The following is a 19,692-nucleotide window of genomic DNA, read 5'->3' on the forward strand; positions in this document are numbered from 1 at the left end:
CTCCGTCATGATGATTTTGCGGATCGTTCCACCTAAATAGTCAGGATATTAAATGGGGAAATTAGCCATAAAATCAGTAATATGTTAAAGGCTATGGTACAGAAATATATTTTTCGAAACGGTTGTTTTTGTGTTTTATGCCGCAAACGTTGCTGAGCCAGCCATGCCGCAGGCCACCCACCTAAAAAAGATAAAAGATGCAGTGTATTTTCTGGCACGCGTCGGTTCCCCATTTGCGCAGCTTCTTTATCCTGCGCATAGAACCAATAGGTCAGGACATTGATAATACTCACAAAAAGCAGCACCATGCCACTGAGTAAACCCGCCACAGACAAACCCGCCAAGGCGAGGATATACATGATGCACAAGATTTTCATCGGCTCTGCCTGACGCGGCATCTGCACCACATTTTTTTTATTGGGGCGTTGTGCAGCTTTGGTTTGTGAGGCTTTTAAATAATGCACTTGCTGCGCACGAAAGCGTCCGCGTTCGTCTAAGATCACAGCATAATCCAACGCGCAACCCACGATTGGTCGTGGGCCGGGACGGGAAAAGTCTTTAATGTGCAAAAATACGCGATCTTTGGTGCTATCGTTCGGTTGAATGAAGCCGTAGCCCTTATCATCAAACCATTCTACTAAGCGTCCTTGATCACGCATGCTTTTCCCTCTCGTTGTTTTTAAAATTTATGCTGTGACGAATTTTAATCGTTCAATCAGCATATTACGCATTTCAGCAGGGTTTTTCTGCAAAATATCATCGCCTGTACGGCCTTCTGCAGCATTTTTCTGTGCCACTTGTAAACGCATCATCCAGAAGCGACCCGCCGCCATCGCCAAATATAACTCTAGGCATGATTTTTCATCTGCGGTTAATGGACGCACGCTTTCATAGGCATTTAAAAAGGCAATCGCTTTGTCTTCATTCAAATGTACATCCGGATATTCAGTACAAAAGTCATTTAAAGTAATAGCAATATCAAACAAGAGTTCGTCTTTATTTAACTCATAAAAGTCTAAAATGCCGTTGAGTTGATCGCCTTCAAATAGAGTATTGTCACGGAACAGATCAGAATGAATAAAACCGGTAGGACGGTCTGGATACATCGCCGTTAAGATGTCATATAAGCCCAACAGATTGTTAAGTAACGTGGTATCTGCTTCATTTAATGTTGGACGAATATCACGTGAAACTTGTAACCAATAAGCATGATCACGATATTCTGCACGTTCCAAAGGGAAATCTTGTAAAGCCACATGCATTTTCGCTTGGGCTACAGCAATCGCTTCTGCTTGCGCTAAGCTCGCAGGCATGGGATGTTGACCTTGCATGCGTGGCGCAATCTGTGCAGGTTTATCCTTTAAGCTATGAATCGCTTTACCTGAATGATTCAGTGGTACAGGCACAGCTAGACCAGCCTGCCCCAAGTGTTCGAGTACAGGAACCAGCTCCCCTGCACCTTGCTCGTCCATCTCTTCAAAAACGGTTAATACATACTGCGTGCCATTTTCGCAAACAATAAAATAGTTGGTATTTTGAATACCGCCTTGAATCGGAATCAGGTCAATCACCTCCAGTCCATAAGGTGCTGCAAAATCCTGAACTTCCTTTAAAGTCAAAGTGGTATAAACCGACATAGAAAACCTGCGAAAAAACTTACATATTTTTGATAGAATAACCGCTCCGACTACTAAGGTGTAGCATCTAAGTCGCGAAGTTTCATAATCGGCTGTTATTTTTGGAAAAAATTATGCTTGCTAAACGTATTATTCCTTGCCTCGACGTGGACAACGGTCGTGTAGTGAAAGGTGTTCAATTTCTTGATATTCGTGATGCAGGCGATCCAGTTGAAGTTGCACGCCGTTATAACGAACAAGGTGCGGACGAAATTACCTTCTTAGACATTACCGCAACCTCAAATGGTCGTGATACCACTTACCGTACGGTAGAGCGTATGGCTGAGTCTGTATTTGTGCCATTAACAGTCGGTGGTGGCGTGCGTAAAGTAGAAGATATCCGCCTGTTATTAAATGCGGGTGCGGACAAAGTTTCGATTAACTCTGCGGCTATTTATAACCCTGAATTTGTACAAGAAGCCTCTCAGCGTTTTGGCGCACAGTGTATTGTGGTTGCTATTGATGCGAAAAAAACCGGCGATAATAAATGGGAAATTTTCACCCACGGTGGTCGTAAAGAAACCGGTATCGATGCCATCGAATGGGCAGTAAAAATGGCGGACTTCGGTGCAGGTGAATTACTTATCACCTCGATGGATGCCGATGGAACCAAAGCCGGTTATGACATTGAACTCATGCGTAACATCAATGACCGTGTCACCATTCCAACCATTGCTTCTGGTGGTGTCGGTAATCTCCAACATTTGGCCGATGGCATTTTAAAAGGCGGTGCAGATGCGGTGCTTGCAGCCTCTATTTTCCACTTTGGTCAACACACCATTCCTGAAGCGAAAAAATATCTAGCAGAACAAGGCATTGAAATGCGTCTTTAATTGATTCATTTTCAATGAAGATTGAAGAAGAGCGATGATTCGCTCTTTTTTTTGCCTTGTTGCTTTGATGTCACGTCATTGACGTTGTAGCAGAGCATCGTCCATAAAATTCATTTACTATAGACATAAAAAAAGGAGCCTTGTCGGCTCCTATAAACCAAGAAAAACTACAGCACTTGGTCTGATACTTAAAACAAATGAAAAAATATACATAGCAACTTCATCAATCAACTCGTCGTGTACAAGCCTTTTGATGATTTAAATATAGGGCATTTGTACTGCATTTGATTGACAGTAGATTCATAATTTATTGACAAATTGCGACAATTCAATTGAATGGCAACGCTTGTTGTCAAAACGCACAGTGCATTCATATTAGACCGTTTCAAGCAGTGCAACTGGCTTTTCACGCTCAGCGACCCACTTTGCAGGAAATACCCGATTCACCCAGTGTGACATTGGCTTGGCAATCGCTGTCGGTAGTAGCACACCCAGTGGATTCTGTTCCTGTAATTTCGCCGAGGAGATCACCCGAGTTCCTAAAATATAATCAAACCACGGCTTAGTCACACACCAGTTGGCATCCTGATTTGAGTTCATATGGTGGTCATAGTGCCATGGAATCTTTTTCATCGCCCACTCTGGCTCAAGATGTGCGCGACGATGGATATAATAATAATTCCCTGCACAATACAGTACCGACAAACTCATTCCTTTGGAAATAGGATAAAACAGCGGGACAAATACGGCTGAAACTGCCACCAGTGACAATATTTCATTTTTAGTGCGCCAGTTCTGTACACCTTCAACATAGCCATGATCATGAAAATCTGTTTTTCGAACTTCACGATGATGTTCCCAATGTGATTTCATGCTTTTCGGTACTGGACTAAAACGTGGCTTGCCTGACCGATGTGTCCCATGCAAAACATATTTATGCGCGAACCATTCAAAGGCATTGGCGACGACCAACCCTGCAATAAAACCTTTTAACATGACCAATATCTCCTTTTCTTAGCTCCACTATAGGTAATGAAAAGGGCTAGATATTGACCGTTTTTTTTAATATTATTGACAAAACACGACAAAATTTAGAATTAAAAAAATATGCAACAACTCAAGGACTATACAGGATCGGTCTATGGAGGACTGGGCCATTTGCTCTATGCTTATCACCAAGCTCAAGGCATTGCTATTCCTGAAAAATTGAATAAAGTTAAAAACTTAGAGCGTTTTGATTATGCCATTTGGCGTGATTTATTGATGGATTTAGATCAAAAGATCCAAAAGCCGGCGCTGGGTTTAGAAATTGCTGAACATGTGCAACCCAAACATATTGGCATTATTGCGTATATTGCCCTGTCCTGTGAAAACTTGGGCGAAGCGCTGCTCCGCTACCATGATTTTCATCGCTTAATCTTCGATGGCAGTCCATTGCTGATTGATATTCAAAATGATTTTTTCTCCATCGGTTGGAATGATTTACCCATGAATATGGCCAATCAATTGACCGATGAAATTGCGATTGCGTTAATGCTGCAGTTTCTAAAATTATTTATGCGTTTTGAAGATATCAATTTACACGAAGTGCATTTTCATAATCCTGCACCGAAAAATGTCGCTCAGTATGAACAATATTTTCGCTGCAAAGTTCGTTTTTCCCAAGAAAAGTCGAAGGTTATTGTTCCCATTCAAGAACTGTCTCGCCCTTTTTCCCAAGGCGATCAGACCTTACAAAAACTGTTAATGCAACAGGCACAGTCTTTATTAGAAAAACTGCCGAATACCACGCAAATCGACCAACGCTTACAGCAAGCCATCTTAATGGGTTTGCAAAAAAATCAGTTCCAAATTGAACATGTCGCTACGCAACTCAATCTTTCCGTCCGACAATTACAACGCCATTTACAACAACAAGGCAGCACCTATCAGCAACGTATGCAGGAAGTCCGCTGCATGATGGCTGAAGAATTTTTAAGAGACCCGCATTTAAGTTTGCAAGAAATTGCGTTACTGCTGGGTTATTCAGAACAGAGTGCGTTTCAACGTGCGTTTAAACAATGGCGAAACTTAACCCCACAGCAATGGCGCTTATCGCAAATTGAAGCAGCAAATTAAAAATGTGACACAGTTATCATTTTAATGTTGTGATTTTCAGCAAAATCCATTAAATCTATGCATATTCAATAAATGAATAAAACAACACTTCACAACTAGATTGCACTCATGCTGAGTGAAAGATTGAAAATCTATTCCAAATGACAAAAACAAATGGAGTTTTAAATGAATAAATATTTAGCAGAACTGATCGGTACCTTTTGGCTGGTCTTTGGTGGTTGTGGTAGTGCGGTCTTGGCTGCAGCCTTTCCTGAACTTGGCATTGGCTTCGCTGGCGTGGCACTGGCCTTCGGTCTAACCGTATTAACGGCTGCTTATGCGCTGGGTCATATCTCAGGGGGACATTTTAACCCTGCCGTGAGTATCGGATTGTGGGCTGGCGGTCGTTTTGAAGCGAAAGAACTGGCTCCCTATATTATTTCTCAATTGCTGGGTGCAACCCTCGCCGCATTTATTCTATTCATCATTGTGCAAGGTCAGGCCGGATTTACCGGCGTCGGCGGTTTTGCCACCAATGGGTATGGTGAATTATCTCCGGGCAAATACTCTATGCTCTCAGCGTTAGTTATTGAAATTGTGCTGACGGCTGGCTTCCTGATTGTGATCATGGGAGCAACAGATAAACGCTCCCCTGCTGGCTTTGCCCCAATTGCGATCGGTCTTGCGCTCACATTGATCCATCTCATCAGCATTCCCGTCACCAATACTTCGGTCAACCCAGCGCGTAGTATGGGTGTGGCATTCTTTGCTGAAACTGCTGCGCTGTCACAAGTTTGGCTATTTTGGGTAGCCCCAATCATTGGCGCGGTGATTGGTGCTGTCATCTATAAACTGATGGCACAAGACGCATAAATAGAAGAAGACACCATAAAAAAGCTCACCACCTGTGAGCTTTTTTTTTCATTCATCCCGAATTGAGCAGTGCTTCCTTCGACGGCCGATGAAACAGCATTAAAGAAATGGATTTTCCACTTCGTTTTCATCACCGCCCTGCACTATTTTTTCAGCTAAGTTGGTTTCTGCCTCAAGCGTGGTCACCACATCATTGAAAAATGCCTGTAAAGCTTTCGCTGCAGCTAAACCTGCTTGGTCTTTCGTCACCTGTAAGTTGCCATAAATATTAATTCGATCTTGGCCATTTTCTAGTGTTAAGTCATGAATTGCATGCGACGCTGTGTCATTTTCAAATGCTTTAAACATGTTGGATATCCTTCTTTTTTGTTGTAGTGATGCAGCAATAGAAATACGTGAAAAAGATTTCAACTGCAAGCAATGATCCTCTTCATCACTCGCAGTTCAGCGCTATTAGCTGCTCGATTATTTCAAAATCTGTAGCAGATATTGCAAAATTTCTTCAATCAATTGTTTGACCAAGGCATCTTGATTGTTGTCATTTTCACTGCTTGCCATGGATGTCTCTCCCACAGAACCACCACTCGATTTAAACTCTTTTTGCAAACTTAAAATCTTGTCTTCTGCGACATCTGCAGCACACTGGCTTTCAGCATCCCAATGCAAATAAGCGATGTCTTGATTTGCTTTGACTTGGGTGGCTTTGAGTGGCAAACGGTAGGTATTACGCTTTTGGTCTTCGGTTAATTCTGGAAAGAAATTAATTCCAGTCAGTTCTTCTAGCGCACAAATACTCATGACTTTGACTGTCGGTGCCGTATCACGCAAGGTATTGTCTGCATAGTACACGCCTGCAACACCTTTTTTCGGCAAATAGATCGCCTTATAAGTAGCGGTCGGCACGATGACCCCTTGTCCGATGGTTTTTAATTTTTTCGCACTATATACCGGCCCCGTTACCACATAGACATCTTGCTTTTGTTTGGTCACTATCGCCCGTGTGGCTTCTTCTAACTCACGCCACACTTGCTGATTATTTTTGGGAGCTTGCGGCACCATATTGGCCAAAGAAAAACTGTCTAACTGCGCAGCTTTATTGGGCATATCGGCATTTGGCGCCATGTGTCCACGGTCATAGCCTGAAGATTTATAGTCTGAAAGCAAAGCCCGATATTCAGACGGCACGCGAGTCTCTTCATGAAAGTTATCTTCACGCGGAATTTTTTGACTCAGGCGTGCGGGGGTTAATGCTTCTGCAACCCAAAGCGGTGTCTTGGATATCCCTGAATACATGACATTAAAGCCATTAAAACACAGTGGAAAACTGTTTTTATGTAGGCTTTCACGGACCAAATAAGGTGGCACTTCACGATAAAATTGGTCCAAACAGGCGCTATTTGAAGTGCTGCTCATAGAAACAAGTTGTTGAATTTTTTCTTGCCCGAAAGCAATAGCAAAGCTTCCTGTTGCCACCAGACCCAACAGCACTTTTATGCCATTTTGCCCAAATAACTGTGAAAGCGGATTTGCTGAATTGCGTTTCTTTTTGACCATGACTTACAACAATGACTTCTAAAAGGACTATTTTTCCGCAGCTTAGCAAGGGTGCAAATTTTAGTACACTTTTCTTTTTTAATTTGCTTAACAATCACACAAATATTGTTTAACAAAGCAGCAGTTGATGTAACTTTATGTCGCAGTTGTGCAGTTCTTTATAGGAGGTCATGAAGCAGTTGCGTATGTTTCATTGAATTCGCCTCAAGAATTATGACAAGGTAAAAATACGAAAAATTGCGATAAAAATATACGGAGTGATTATGCATTCTAAAATTTTAGGTTTAGGTTTAATTTCAGGTTTAATGAGCGCAGCAGCATTTGCAGAGCCGCCGATTCAACCCGGTGATACATTAGAAAGCTTATCTAAAGTCAAAATTGTGACCACCGTGAATGGTCAACCTGGTTCCATTCAGGACTTAGTTTCAAGTGGCCAAGTTCAATTGGTTGAAGCTCCTGCCGGACAAGTCAATGCCGCTGCAACAGAACAGCCCTTAAACCCTGAACAAGCTCAGGCAAACCAAATCGATCCGAATGCCCCTGCAGTCCCTGCAAATGCTGAACAAGCCGTGACTGAAGCGGAAAATGCACTCGCAAATGAACAACAAAGTGTAGCTGCTGCACCTACAGAGCAGTCCGTTCCAACTGAACAAACAGCAGTGGCCAATACACCTGAAGCCGTTATAACTGAAGCACCTGTGGAAACAGCACAGCAAGCACCTGAAGCCGTAGCAACGGATGCCAATGCTGCACCCGTCATTGCCTCTTCTGCAGAAGCGCCAGTGAATGCCGATAGCGCATCGGCTGCATTGCCTGAAGCTCCTCAAGCACAACAAGATGCTTTTATGGCAGCACCTGAAACTCAAAGTGCAAATCCTGCAGATGCATCAATTCAAGCCAACCCAGAAGCACCTGTTGCTGACGAAGCCATCCAAGCTGCGCCTGAAGCCTCTGCAGATGTAGACGCGACAATCAACTAATCAGCGTATTTTCAAGGATGAAATAACGCAACATCTTCATTCTGTTGTTTTGCTCGCATACTCCTCCCAGGAAAAAGCAACAGAATGATCTCTATGTCTTTGGACTAAAAAAGTTTAATTATTACAGATAAAAAAAAGCCAGAATTGATCTGGCTTTTTCGTGTCTAACTTTTAAATCTATGCCTAAAAGTTCAATCTAAGTCTTAAATTTCAATCTGACTGCCCAACTCAACCACACGGTTGGTTGGAATTTGATAAAAATCGCTGACTGGACTGGTATTTCGCTGCATAGAGATAAACAGCTTTTCTCGCCAAGGTGCCATGCCTTCACCCAAGGTATGAATAATACGGTCTCTGGAAATAAAGAAACTGATTTGCATTAGATCAAATTCAAAGCCCAATTCACGATACGCATGCTCCAAAGCGGCAGGAATATTCGGCTGATCTTTAAACCCATAAAACATCGTGATTCGATAGAATCGATCATCTAGTTTTTCCGTGATCACCCGCTCATTTTCGGGTACAAATGGCACATCTCGGGTGTTGACCGTAACCATAATATTGCGTTCATGCAGGACTTTATTGTGCTTGATATTATGCAACATGGCATGAGGCACGATCTCAGGCGTTCCAGTTAAGAATACCGCATCACCTGGAACAAACTTGGTTTCACTGCCCATGCTGACACTGCGAATAAACAGGTCAATAGGCAAAGCATCTTTACCGAGCCGATTGAGCACCAATGCCCGTCCATCTTTCCACGTCATTAAAATCGTAAACAATACCGCACCAATCAGGATTGGAACCCAACCGCCCGCTGCGATTTTTAATGATGTCGATGCAACAAAGATCAAATCAATCAATAAAAATGGCACTGCAAAAATCGCCACTTTCCAAACCGGCCAACGCCATAAACCATAAGCTAAAACTGAGATCAAAATCGTACCGCAGAGCATGGTCATGGTCACAGCTACGCCATACGCACTGGCCAAATTCGCACTGTTTTCAAACAGCAAGATCAAGATCAGCACCGAGATAAACAATGCCCAGTTAATAAATGGCAAATAAATCTGACCACGTTCAACTTCAGAGGTATGTTTCACTGTCAAACGCGGCAAATAACGCAATTGAATCGCCTGATTGACCATAGAGAATACCCCTGTGATCACCGCTTGAGAGGCAATCACCGCGGCCGCTGTCGCCAAAGCAATCATTGGATACAGTGCCCATTCTGGGATCAGCATATAAAATGGATTGGCTAAAGCTTCTGGATTACGCAGTAGCAAGGCACCTTGGCCTGCATAGTTCAACAGCAAGCACGGCATCACCACAATAAACCATGCCAAGCGGATTGGGAGTCGGCCAAAATGCCCCATATCGGCATAGATTGCCTCACCACCCGTCATCGTCAAGATAACCGCACCCATGGTCAAAAACGCAACATAAGGCTGCTGTACCACAAAATTGAAAGCCCAATGCGGACTGATCATGGTCAACACAAATGGCGTTTGCGAAATACTCCATAGTCCAAAACCACCAATGGATAAAAACCACATGAGCGTCAAGGGACCAAAGAATTTACCCATCGTGCCTGTGCCATGGCGTTGCACTAAAAATAGCCCCGCCAAAATACCGATCGATAAGGGTTGCAGCCATTGGTTAAACATCGGCGTCGCAATACTTAAGCCTTCAATCGCAGATAACACAGAGATTGCGGGGGTAATGATCCCATCACCAAAGAACAAAGATGCCCCAATAAAGCCAAGGGCGATCAGGTAGATTTTTTTGTTTTCGGCAATTCGTGTGGTTCGTAGATTCAAGGCCAACAGCGACATAATACCGCCCTCGCCATTGTTATCTGCGCGCATGATGATGCTGACGTATTTAAAACTAATCGTCAGCATGATGCACCAGAAAATCAGGGACAGAATACCCAGCACAGACGCTTCGCTAATCGCCAAGTGTGCTGTGAGGAAACATTGGCGCAGCGCATATAACGGGCTCGTCCCAATGTCTCCGAATACTACGCCCAAAGCTGCCAAGGTGATGGCAGGCAATGCGGCTTTTTGTGCAGTACTTTGCATATAATTGTCTTCAATTTAGACAGGATTTTTGCGAATCATAGCACCGCTCAAGATGTTTTTGTCTAATTCAATTGTTTCTCTTGGCAGAATATATTTTTTTCGCTATTATCCACCGCGCAAAAGGTGAAGTGTCCGAGTGGCTGAAGGAGCACGCCTGGAAAGTGTGTAAACGTTTATAGCGTTTCGAGGGTTCGAATCCCTCTTTCACCGCCAGAATAAACTGCAATGCCAAGCAGAATGAAGGTCTAAATTGATAAAATTTAGGCCTTTTTTAATTTTATTGTTCTCAATATTAAATATTCCCCTAATTGATCTTCTATTTGTTTAGCTCAATAACTTCACAGTATTTAAGTCCTGATTGATAGATTTAAATCACACGTTTTTTTCCTAATGCACGACTTATGGATTTTTTATTAGCAGTAAGAAAGACACGTTTATTTACAAATACAAATTTTATATTCTAAAGACAATTACTTAAGCCTATGCTAAAAATAAATCATCCTCTCAATATAGGTGCTATTCAAAAAATTATTCATTAATTTAAACATCATAGAACTGAAACGCGATTGCGGTACTTTTAACTTGATCAACGAAAAACTTAAAAAACACCTTTCATATATCACTGCTATTCGGGAGAGAACATGAATAACAGCCAGAATTATGTTAAGCAGATCAAGAACGCCAAACGTGGTGGCTATACCCCAACCCTTGCCAAAGACATCAATAAACATAAAATTCAAAAAGCACAGCGTCTGATTGACGAATGGCGAAAGCTCGCCAATGAACTCCGCCCCCAAATGCAACTGGAGATGGCATATACACTTGAAGAATGCGCACAGGATCTAGACCAAATTTTAAGAATGAAATAGCACTCAACGTCCATCCATCCTATTTTTTCGCCCACATCTTGTGGGCGAAACATTACCTATTTTTATTTCTCTGGTTTTTAGAGCCAAACATCGGTCGAATGCTGAATAAATCAAACGTATAAATTACATTCGATTTGCTGTTTTTTTAACTTGCACCACTTCAAAAAATCTGTAGAATGCATTCCACAACGCCGGCATAGCTCAGTTGGTAGAGCAACTGACTTGTAATCAGTAGGTCCACAGTTCGAATCCGTGTGCCGGCACCATTTCTTAGCCTCGCTTTTTAGTGAGGCTTTGATGTTTTTAGAGCCGCTCTTTTATGGCTTCCTCGCGCTAATCTGCACATAACGAATCAGCCCATCTCGATACAACTTCTCGCACAATTTTGCCGTCATCTTGATTTTGAATTGATCCACATGACTCAGGCTCGTCTGACTTTGTTGTTCTTGAATATAATCGGCAAAACCCTGAAATACGAATTCGCTGATATCTTCGATCTGGATATTTTCGAAACCTGCCTGTTGCACTTGGTGTTGTAAATTTTGTTTTGAATTTAAATTTTTCAAATTCACATCTGCTGCTTTCAGCAGACTTTGATATTTCAGTCGCTGTAATGAATTTAAATTCAAAAACGCATCGGATAACATTAAATAGTGAAAAGCAAAGCGCCCTTTTGAATTCAAAACATCAACGACTGATAAAAGCAATGAATTCAAATCACTATGATAAGCAGCATCAATACACAGTACGGCATCCATACAGTTTTGTGGATAAATATTTTTTAAATTCAAAAATGTATCTTGCTGGATTTTGATTTTTGAATTTAAATTTTTTTGGATTTTTTCCACACATGCTGTTTGCAATTCGACTGCGGATAAGTTTTGAATTTGAAAATGTTCCATCCAAAAAACCAAGCTCGCGCCCTGCCCACAACCAAGGTCTAAAACACGATCTGTAGATTTTAATTGAATGGATTCGGCAAGATGGAAAGCGAGTTTTTGACAGGCTGCAGGGTAGGATGATTTTGCATCATTCCAATAGCCCAAATTGCTCCAAGCAAGCTCCGCATCATCTCCGAGTAGTCGACTGTTAATCGCATATTTATGGCTAGGAATATAATGACGAATTGCTTGAAGCCATTTCATGTTAGTAACCGAGTTGAGGGGCAACCTCCACTTTAGGTTTTAAACCTACAAACGGCAATGGTGCACCAAAAATTTCTGCAATATGCATAGCAGATGTTACCGCAGACTCTAAAATCGGCAGACCATCGCAAGACCATGAGCCACAAAAGAAGACTTTACGCTCAGGAGATAAATGTCGTTGCTGTAACTCTTTATTCAGCGCCACGGTATGAGAATCCACCACTGCGCGTGTCAAACTAACCGAAGAGATCACTTTTTTAGGATCAATCGGTGTCACTGGCTGCCAAGTTTGGAACACTGGGGTTTTACCCACCAAGCTCGGCTCAATGGAGTTCAGCCACACGGTAAATTGCTGACGAGTAAATTTACGATCCATCATATAACTTAGTACAGACCAATCTTTGCGCTTCGGCGGCATCACCGTTTGATCAGTGTGAATCACCAACTGACCTTGCTCAAATTTAAATTTCTTTAAGAGCTCAATATCGTCAGCAAACTGGGTTGGATCTAAAAATTCTTCCGTTTTGGTGGTTGGTGTCGCAACAACCACGCGATCGAATAGATGATGTGCTCCGGCCTCAGTTTCCACCAAGACCTTATCGTTTTGCTCGTGCACTTTGGTAATTGCCGTACCACTTTGAATATTTAAACCTTCAATCAGCTTATCAACCAACGCAGGTGTACCACCTTGGATACGCAACAAGGCATCGCCATTGGTCAATTGACGCAAGAAAATCAACAACGGTTTCGCAGGCCATTCCCCAATCGTTTTCGGGTTACAGGTGCAAATGGTATACAACACAGGCATGACCGCACCATGCCAAAATACTTCTTCAATTTCATTTTTATTAATGAACTCGGCAAGCGTGATGTCCTGATTTTTTGATTTAAAAAATCGAGTGATCGCGGCTTTAAGTTGCAACATTCCTTTGACTAAACGCCAGCCATATTGTTGTAAGCCTTTACGGTTATTAATAATTGGGAAATTACCAATACGGCTACGACTAGTGGTCAACCACGTTTCTGTACGATCTTCAAATAGCCAACTGCATGCCATATAGGTACGGACGGGGAAAGTTTTAATCCCTAAATGGGTCGCCAAACTTAAGGTATTTTTCCAGAGGTGTGGATTCATCACACGCAAAGGGGCATCGATCAAGCCACCTTCAAACTCAGTGCTGTGGCTATCCATACCACGACCAGGCAGAGCTTCGAAAATTGTAATGTTATGCCCTGCGTCTTTAAGAATTCTTGCGGTAGCCAGCCCAGCCATGCCACTACCGATGACTGCAATTTCCAATTTTCTTTTCCATCTATAAAACACAGTTTAAAAGTATGACTGATCAGAAGTTAAAAATAGCTATTAAAAAATACCAGATTCGCATTTTTTGTATGGATTTCAGTACAGCCGTTTTTAAGTTAAATTTACAAATATTTACAGTCAAAAAGCACACAATTTAAGCTTTGTTTTTTAAACATATTTTTATTTAAAATTTTAATTACTCTATAAAACCAAGCAATTAAATTAACCATTTTTATAACTTTCGGTTTACTTTAAAGCCAAGTACCGCTAAGATGCGCCACATAAGAAAGTGATAAATTCATCACAATTTATAAAAAGTAAAATGATATTTAAATCATGACAACTATAAATACTACAGCGCTTAATAAAAAAGCCTCTGACTGTTCAGAGGCTTTTTTTTCGGCTATTTCAATGTCATGAATTTCGCTTAAGCTTCATGCGCCACTGCAATTTCACCAAATTTTCCGTTATTGAAATCATCAAAGGCTTGAATGATTTCAGCTTTGCTATTCATCACAAATGGGCCATAACCTTGAATCGGCTCATTTAGTGGCTCACCGCTAAGCAACAAAAATTGTGTGTCCTGCAACGCTTGTAGCTGAATGGCGATATCGTCTTTGGCAAACATGACCATCGAACTGTCTTGCACTTTATGGCTTTCATTCACCACAACCTCACCCTTCAAGACCACCAAAATGGTGTTATGCCCTTCAGGTACATGTAAGGTGGTTTCATATTGAGCTTTCAACTCACCATCCCAGACATTCACTGGACTAAAGGTCTGTGCTGGCCCAAGGTGACCACCCATTTCACCGGCAATCACCCGAATATGGCCTGCACCTTCATCCATGTCTATGCGTGGAATATCTTGGCGCGTGATCGCTTGATAACGAGGCTGAGTCATTTTGTCTTTTGCCGGTAAATTCACCCACAATTGAACCATCTCAAAAAGACCACCTGCTTGAGCAAATTCAGGCGAATGAAATTCTTCATGTACCAAACCCGAACCTGCGGTCATCCATTGCACATCGCCCGTTTGAATTGTGCCGCCACCACCACTTGAGTCTTTATGAGTCACTTCACCGCTGTAGGCGATAGTCACGGTTTCAAAACCACGATGTGGATGTGAACCCACGCCATGCTGTGCAGTGGTGGGATCGAACTGATAAGGTGCCGCATAATCCAAAAGCAAAAATGGGCTAATGGCCTGACCTAGACGATCATAGGAGAATAAGCTTTTGACTGGAAAACCATCGCCCACCCAGTGCATTTGCTGATTACGATAAACACCAATTACTTTTTTCATTTCTTAGCTCCTATATTCATACGATAGGATGAACATAGCGCTTATTTTAAGCTTTGAAATACTTGCTGACCATCATCCAAATAGCATTATATATCTCAAATATAGAACAATAATCAGTAATACAATCTAAAATCTACTCAAAAACAAGCATTGATTTGAAAAATATAGGGGTTTAAGTCATATTCAACAATAAATCATCCCAATTTTATGATTGTTTTTCTCATTTAAACCCATTCCATTATCCCATTTTTATAGCTATGCTAAATCGAGTTAACACGCAGACTTCATCTGATCCTGCGTACTTGCAAACAGGAAAGAGGACAATAAAATGGGCAAACCTTACGTTCGTTTAGACAAAGACAATGCCGCGGTACTTTTAGTTGACCATCAAACAGGTCTACTTTCATTGGTTCGCGATATTGATCCAGATAAATTTAAAAATAATGTGCTTGCACTTGCTGCAGCTGCTAAATATTTTAATCTTCCAACAATTCTCACCACCAGTTTTGAACAAGGTCCAAACGGGCCATTGGTTCCAGAACTCAAAGAAATGTTCCCTGACGCACCTTATATTGCACGACCAGGTCAAATTAATGCTTGGGATAATGAAGATTTTGTGAAAGCAGTCAAAGCAACCGGCAAAAAACAATTGATTATTGCCGGTGTAGTGACTGAGGTTTGTGTGGCATTCCCAACCTTGTCTGCTTTAGAAGAAGACTTTGACGTCTTTGTGGTGACCGATGCTTCAGGTACTTTCAACCATTTAACCCGCGACTCAGCGTGGGAACGTATGACGCAAGCGGGTGCACAGCTCATGACGTGGTTTGGTACCGCGTGTGAATTACACCGTGACTGGCGTAATGATATTGAAGGTTTAGGTGCGCTTTTCGGCAACCATATTCCAGACTACCGTAACCTCATCAACAGCTATACGCAAAATACTGAAAAGAAATAATCCTCCAGTAGTAAAAAGCGGCTTCGAGCCGCTTTTTTTATACCTGATGTATAAATTGACGTATGATAATTGGAATTGAAATAATTTTTCACTGCATAAGGTGATCCATGCATTCATTTGATGACTATTACTACTTTTACTTGGTGGTGAAACATGGCGGTTTTAGCGCTGCAAGTGAAGCATCGAATATTACAAAATCAAAATTAAGCCGACGCATTTTAGATCTTGAAGCCAAATATAATGTCACCCTTATTCAGCGTTCTACCCGACACTTTAAGGTCACGACATTAGGCCAAGAATTGTATGAAGAATGCATAAAAGTGATCGAACAAGTCGAATGTGCGCATCAGGTGCTCTTGAAGCAAAAAAGTGAACTTGAAGGCTTGGTTAAAATTAGCTGTCCACCAGTCATGATGGAACATCAAATTCGCCCCTTGTTAAATCAGTTTTTAAAAGATCATCCCAAAGTTCAGGTCGAACTCGAGCTGTCTAGCCGCCGTGTGGATGTCTTACATGACGACATTGATTTGGCGATTCGCACCAATTTTAGTAAGAATGAAGACTCGAGTATTATTGTACGTGACGTGATTAAAACCGTGCATTGCTTAGTGATTAGTCCTGAACTTTTACAAGGACGCGAGTTAAAGCATATTACCGAATTGACAGAATTTCCGAGTATCGTTTTGGGCACACAGAAAAACCGCTATCAATGGCATTTGCATCATACGGGACAGCAAGAACAGATTGAAATTGCCTTACAGCCTCGGATTAAAAGCAATGACTTAGCCGGTACTTATTATGCAGCACTCGATGGTTTAGGCATTGCAGACTTACCCTATTTAACCGTGCAAGCAGATATTGAGGCAGGTCGTTTAATTCACCTCTTCCCCGAATGGTGCTCAAATGTCGGTACGGTGCAATTGGTATATGCTTCGCGCAAAGGTCAACGCCTAGTCATGGAAAGATTAATTGACTATTTAGTCGATGGAGTTCGTGGCTATGCTCCAGAACATGATGGCTATTTAGTCTAATGATCTAAACCACAAAAAAGCCAGAACTGAGTTCTGGCTTTTTTAAATCTACGGTTGGATCACCAAATTAGATTTTACCCACTAAGTCGATCGATGGTGCAAGCGTCGCTTCACCTTCTTTCCATTTTGCAGGACATACTTCACCTGGGTGTGCATGTACATATTGAGCAGCTTTTACTTTACGCATCAATTCAGAAGCATCACGACCAATACCACCTGCATTGATTTCAACGATTTGGATTTTACCTTCAGGGTCAATTACGAAAGTACCACGGTCAGCAAGACCATCCGCTTCAATTAAAACATCAAAGTTTTTCGCAAGTGTCCAAGTTGGATCGCCAACCATTGGGTATTCGATTTTCTTAATTTCTTCAGAAGAATCGTGCCAAGCTTTATGCGTGAAGTGTGTATCAGTAGATACTGAATAAATTTCTACGCCCATTTTTTTGAATTCAGCATAGTGATCAGCAAGATCGCCTAATTCTGTTGGACATACAAAAGTAAAGTCAGCAGGATAGAAAAACACCACAGACCATTTACCGTAGAAGTCTTTTTCTGAAACTTCAATAAATTGACCGTCTTGGTAAGCGGTAGCGTTAAATGGTTTTACTTCAGTATTAATTAAACTCATTTGATATTCCTCTAACTCATTTCAGGGATTGCTTATCTGTTGAAGCTAGAATACGACTTATCAAATCATAGGTAAAACCGAACTTTTTTATAAAAACTATCGGATTTTTAGATTTATTATTTATATTAATATTAGATTTTAATCGACGCTACCAATCAATAATCTATTCGCTCAATGCTGAACACAGTACTGGCAAACATTTAGATACACATAAAAAAACCCTCAAGATTGAGGGCTTTTTTTGATGATGATCTACCGTTTTAAACGCTGTGTTTAAGGTTCATTAAAACGGTAAGTCGTCATCTAAATCTGCTGCTGCAGGAGCCGGTGTCGGTGCAGGCTGTTGTTTTGGCGCAAAACCACCTGGGTTGTTATTGCCATAGCTATTGCCTTGAGCCGGTTGGTTATTGCCATAACCGCCTTGGTTTGAGCTATTACCGTAGCCACCTTGGTTTTGGTTATTGTTATAACCACCTTGTTGATTATTAAAACGAGGCTGACCAAAATCACCGCCTTGACCTTGTTCGCCTTGTTGGCGATTATTGTCAAGCATTTGCATTTGTTCACCACGAATTTCAGTCGTGTAACGCTCTTGACCGCCTTGATCTGTCCACTGACGAGTACGTAATGAACCTTCAATATACACTTTAGAACCTTTGCGCAAATATTGCTGTGCAATTTCACCTAAGCGGTTATGTAACACAATACGGTGCCATTCTGTTTGCTCTTTACGTTCACCTGTATTTTTATCTGTCCATGAATCACTCGTTGCAATTGAAAACTGAGTGAGAGAACCACCATTTGGGAAAGTTTTTGTTTCAGGGTCACGACCCAAAGTACCAACTAAAATGACCTTATTTACACCACGCATCAGACGTATTCTTCCTATTTGTTTCTATTATTTACTTTATAAGAGTTATGCTTAAATGGCTACCTCTTTCCCTAACAAGTGCGTTAAATGTTGTCGCGCAGATTCATCCATCTGCTGCTTATCAACTTTTACATAAGCCACTTGCTGGTCAGACATCACCACAACTTCTTCAATACCACGAATTGCTAAAAGCTGAGAAGTCCATTCATCCGTTTCTTTATCTTCAGGCAAACTGAAAACCATAGACGATAAATAACGCGGCTGAGCCAACCCAAAACTAATGATCAACCATAAAATGGCTAGCCCTGTCAGGATGCCCCATCCCATTGCCGTATCATTTAGCAACAGAAGTTGCCCACCAATCATACCACCAAAAAATGCCCCCAGAAACTGACTGCTGGCGTTCACCCCCATGGCAGTCGCTTTGGATTGAATTGGAGCTGCTTTCGATAACCATGACGGTAATAATGCCTCCATCACATTAAATGCGATAAAGAATAAACCTAAGCCTGTCAGCAAAATATATTTTGATTCGAAACCAAAAATTAAGATGCCCAATCCTAAAATAATGCCACCAATGGCGGTCAAGAAAATGCCGCGCATTTTGCGATATTTTTCCGCCAAAATAATACTTGGAAATGCAAAAAACAGGCTCACGACCAAAAGCGGCAAATACACCAGACCATGTGAATGTAATGGAATATTGGCAAAGTCAATCAACTGAGACGGCACATAGATAAACATCGCTGTGAGCAGTAAATGCAATGAAAAGACTGAAACATGTAAACGATTTAGATCAGGCATTTTCAGTACTTGCTTTAACTGCGTCAGATAACCTTGTTGAAAATTTTTATGATGACGCGTTACTTTCGGTACCAATAGCAACATCGCAATCGCGGCAAGTCCCATGATGGTGGTCACCCAAAATAAACCCGAGATGCCGACTAAACCTGTGAGCCAAGGCCCAAGGCTGAATGCGACCACAAAGGACAAACCGATACTCATCCCCATCATGGCCATGGCTTTAGTACGCTGTTCTTCACGTGTGACATCGGCTAACAAAGCCATCACTACGGCAGATACAGCACCACCACCGGCAATCGCACGCCCGATAATTACGCCATAGATGCTATCGGACATCGCGGCAATTGCACCGCCTAAAGCAAACAACAGCAGCCCAATTACCACCAACGGTTTACGACTATAACGGTCTGCAATCAGACTAAACGGGATCTGTAAAATCGCTTGAGTTAAACCATAAACACCCACCGCTAAACCAATAAGTGCTGGTGTTGCCCCTGCATATTGCTGACCTGCCACAGAGAAAACAGGAATAATCATGAACAGCCCCAGCATACGTAAGGCGAAAATACTACTCAAAGCAAAAGTTGAGCGTCGTTCAAGAGCATTCATCATAGCTGGTTAAAAATTCATTAATCTTGGAATGGGATTATAGGACATTCAGCTTAAAGCGAAGCAGGATT

General features: G+C 41.8%; 19 protein-coding genes and 2 tRNA genes. 9 read left to right on the forward strand and 12 right to left on the reverse strand.

Features of this window, described 5'->3' with window-relative positions:
• Positions 1-32 precede the first annotated feature (32 nt).
• Together MST18_RS14545 and MST18_RS14550 are read right to left on the reverse strand one after the other, a co-directional pair.
• Positions 33-659, reverse strand: a complete 627-nt coding sequence (locus tag MST18_RS14545) for a DUF1294 domain-containing protein (protein WP_180132777.1) — start codon at positions 657-659, stop codon at positions 33-35.
• A 27-nt stretch (positions 660-686) separates the two neighbouring features.
• Complete coding sequence (locus MST18_RS14550) at positions 687-1,637, reverse strand: homoserine kinase (RefSeq protein WP_111884520.1); 951 nt, start codon at positions 1,635-1,637, stop codon at positions 687-689.
• Between the two features lie 110 nt (positions 1,638-1,747).
• Here MST18_RS14550 and hisF point away from each other — a divergent pair, with 110 nt between their 5' ends.
• Complete coding sequence (gene hisF / locus MST18_RS14555; RefSeq protein ID WP_320109244.1) at positions 1,748-2,509, forward strand: imidazole glycerol phosphate synthase subunit HisF; 762 nt, start codon at positions 1,748-1,750, stop codon at positions 2,507-2,509.
• Positions 2,510-2,884: 375 nt separating this feature from the next.
• Here hisF and MST18_RS14560 read toward each other — a convergent pair whose 3' ends face one another.
• Positions 2,885-3,505: a hypothetical protein gene (locus tag MST18_RS14560; RefSeq protein WP_180132778.1), complete on the reverse strand. Its 621-nt coding sequence runs from the start codon at positions 3,503-3,505 to the stop codon at positions 2,885-2,887.
• A gap of 111 nt (positions 3,506-3,616) precedes the next feature.
• Between MST18_RS14560 and MST18_RS14565 the strand changes: the two genes are divergently transcribed.
• Both MST18_RS14565 and aqpZ read left to right on the forward strand, forming a co-directional pair.
• Positions 3,617-4,627: an AraC family transcriptional regulator gene (locus MST18_RS14565; RefSeq protein WP_180132779.1), complete on the forward strand. Its 1,011-nt coding sequence runs from the start codon at positions 3,617-3,619 to the stop codon at positions 4,625-4,627.
• 165 nt (positions 4,628-4,792) lie between these two features.
• Positions 4,793-5,479 carry an aquaporin Z gene (gene aqpZ / locus MST18_RS14570; RefSeq protein ID WP_180132780.1) on the forward strand — a complete coding sequence of 229 codons (687 nt, stop codon included), beginning with the start codon at positions 4,793-4,795 and terminating at the stop codon, positions 5,477-5,479.
• A 99-nt stretch (positions 5,480-5,578) separates the two neighbouring features.
• Here aqpZ and MST18_RS14575 read toward each other — a convergent pair whose 3' ends face one another.
• Together MST18_RS14575 and MST18_RS14580 are read right to left on the reverse strand one after the other, a co-directional pair.
• Positions 5,579-5,827, reverse strand: coding sequence for a hypothetical protein (locus tag MST18_RS14575; protein ID WP_111884516.1), 249 nt, complete (start codon positions 5,825-5,827; stop codon positions 5,579-5,581).
• Between the two features lie 117 nt (positions 5,828-5,944).
• Positions 5,945-7,033 carry a DNA/RNA non-specific endonuclease gene (locus MST18_RS14580; protein WP_078193159.1) on the reverse strand — a complete coding sequence of 363 codons (1,089 nt, stop codon included), beginning with the start codon at positions 7,031-7,033 and terminating at the stop codon, positions 5,945-5,947.
• A gap of 263 nt (positions 7,034-7,296) precedes the next feature.
• Between MST18_RS14580 and MST18_RS16685 the strand changes: the two genes are divergently transcribed.
• Complete coding sequence (locus MST18_RS16685) at positions 7,297-8,013, forward strand: hypothetical protein (protein ID WP_180116117.1); 717 nt, start codon at positions 7,297-7,299, stop codon at positions 8,011-8,013.
• 203 nt (positions 8,014-8,216) lie between these two features.
• Here MST18_RS16685 and MST18_RS14590 read toward each other — a convergent pair whose 3' ends face one another.
• On the reverse strand, positions 8,217-10,097 hold the full coding sequence (locus MST18_RS14590) for a potassium transporter Kup (RefSeq protein ID WP_078193161.1): 1,881 nt from the start codon (positions 10,095-10,097) through the stop codon (positions 8,217-8,219).
• A gap of 122 nt (positions 10,098-10,219) precedes the next feature.
• On the opposite strand from MST18_RS14590, the gene MST18_RS14595 reads away from it, so the two are divergent.
• The 3 genes from MST18_RS14595 (at position 10,220) to MST18_RS14605 (ending at position 11,232) form a co-directional block, all read left to right on the forward strand.
• Positions 10,220-10,310, forward strand: a tRNA-Ser gene (locus MST18_RS14595).
• Between the two features lie 428 nt (positions 10,311-10,738).
• A complete protein-coding gene (locus MST18_RS14600) occupies positions 10,739-10,966 on the forward strand; it encodes a hypothetical protein (protein WP_078190515.1) in 228 nt (75 codons plus the stop codon).
• Positions 10,967-11,156: 190 nt separating this feature from the next.
• Positions 11,157-11,232, forward strand: a tRNA-Thr gene (locus tag MST18_RS14605).
• 51 nt (positions 11,233-11,283) lie between these two features.
• Here MST18_RS14605 and MST18_RS14610 read toward each other — a convergent pair.
• The 3 genes from MST18_RS14610 to MST18_RS14620 all read right to left on the reverse strand — a co-directional run bounded on the left by MST18_RS14610 (position 11,284) and on the right by MST18_RS14620 (position 14,720).
• Positions 11,284-12,111, reverse strand: coding sequence for a cyclopropane-fatty-acyl-phospholipid synthase family protein (locus MST18_RS14610; protein ID WP_180132781.1), 828 nt, complete (start codon positions 12,109-12,111; stop codon positions 11,284-11,286).
• A 1-nt stretch (position 12,112) separates the two neighbouring features.
• Positions 12,113-13,411, reverse strand: coding sequence for an FAD-dependent oxidoreductase (locus tag MST18_RS14615; RefSeq protein ID WP_180025071.1), 1,299 nt, complete (start codon positions 13,409-13,411; stop codon positions 12,113-12,115).
• Between the two features lie 430 nt (positions 13,412-13,841).
• Positions 13,842-14,720, reverse strand: a complete 879-nt coding sequence (locus MST18_RS14620) for a pirin family protein (protein ID WP_078193173.1) — start codon at positions 14,718-14,720, stop codon at positions 13,842-13,844.
• A gap of 328 nt (positions 14,721-15,048) precedes the next feature.
• Here MST18_RS14620 and ycaC point away from each other — a divergent pair, with 328 nt between their 5' ends.
• Together ycaC and MST18_RS14630 are read left to right on the forward strand one after the other, a co-directional pair.
• On the forward strand, positions 15,049-15,675 hold the full coding sequence (ycaC, locus tag MST18_RS14625; protein WP_078193174.1) for an isochorismate family cysteine hydrolase YcaC: 627 nt from the start codon (positions 15,049-15,051) through the stop codon (positions 15,673-15,675).
• Positions 15,676-15,782: 107 nt separating this feature from the next.
• Positions 15,783-16,706, forward strand: a complete 924-nt coding sequence (locus tag MST18_RS14630; protein WP_180025069.1) for a LysR substrate-binding domain-containing protein — start codon at positions 15,783-15,785, stop codon at positions 16,704-16,706.
• A 67-nt stretch (positions 16,707-16,773) separates the two neighbouring features.
• On the opposite strand, the gene ahpC is transcribed toward MST18_RS14630, so the two are convergent.
• The 3 genes from ahpC to MST18_RS14645 all read right to left on the reverse strand — a co-directional run bounded on the left by ahpC (position 16,774) and on the right by MST18_RS14645 (position 19,624).
• On the reverse strand, positions 16,774-17,337 hold the full coding sequence (gene ahpC, locus MST18_RS14635) for an alkyl hydroperoxide reductase subunit C (RefSeq protein WP_078190520.1): 564 nt from the start codon (positions 17,335-17,337) through the stop codon (positions 16,774-16,776).
• A 283-nt stretch (positions 17,338-17,620) separates the two neighbouring features.
• Complete coding sequence (ssb, locus tag MST18_RS14640; RefSeq protein WP_078193176.1) at positions 17,621-18,208, reverse strand: single-stranded DNA-binding protein; 588 nt, start codon at positions 18,206-18,208, stop codon at positions 17,621-17,623.
• Between the two features lie 51 nt (positions 18,209-18,259).
• Complete coding sequence (locus MST18_RS14645; protein WP_111884498.1) at positions 18,260-19,624, reverse strand: MFS transporter; 1,365 nt, start codon at positions 19,622-19,624, stop codon at positions 18,260-18,262.
• Positions 19,625-19,692: the final 68 nt, after the last annotated feature.

The organism is Acinetobacter sp. YH12068_T (assembly GCF_024606005.1).
Taxonomy (GTDB): Bacteria; Pseudomonadota; Gammaproteobacteria; order Pseudomonadales; family Moraxellaceae; genus Acinetobacter; species Acinetobacter amyesii.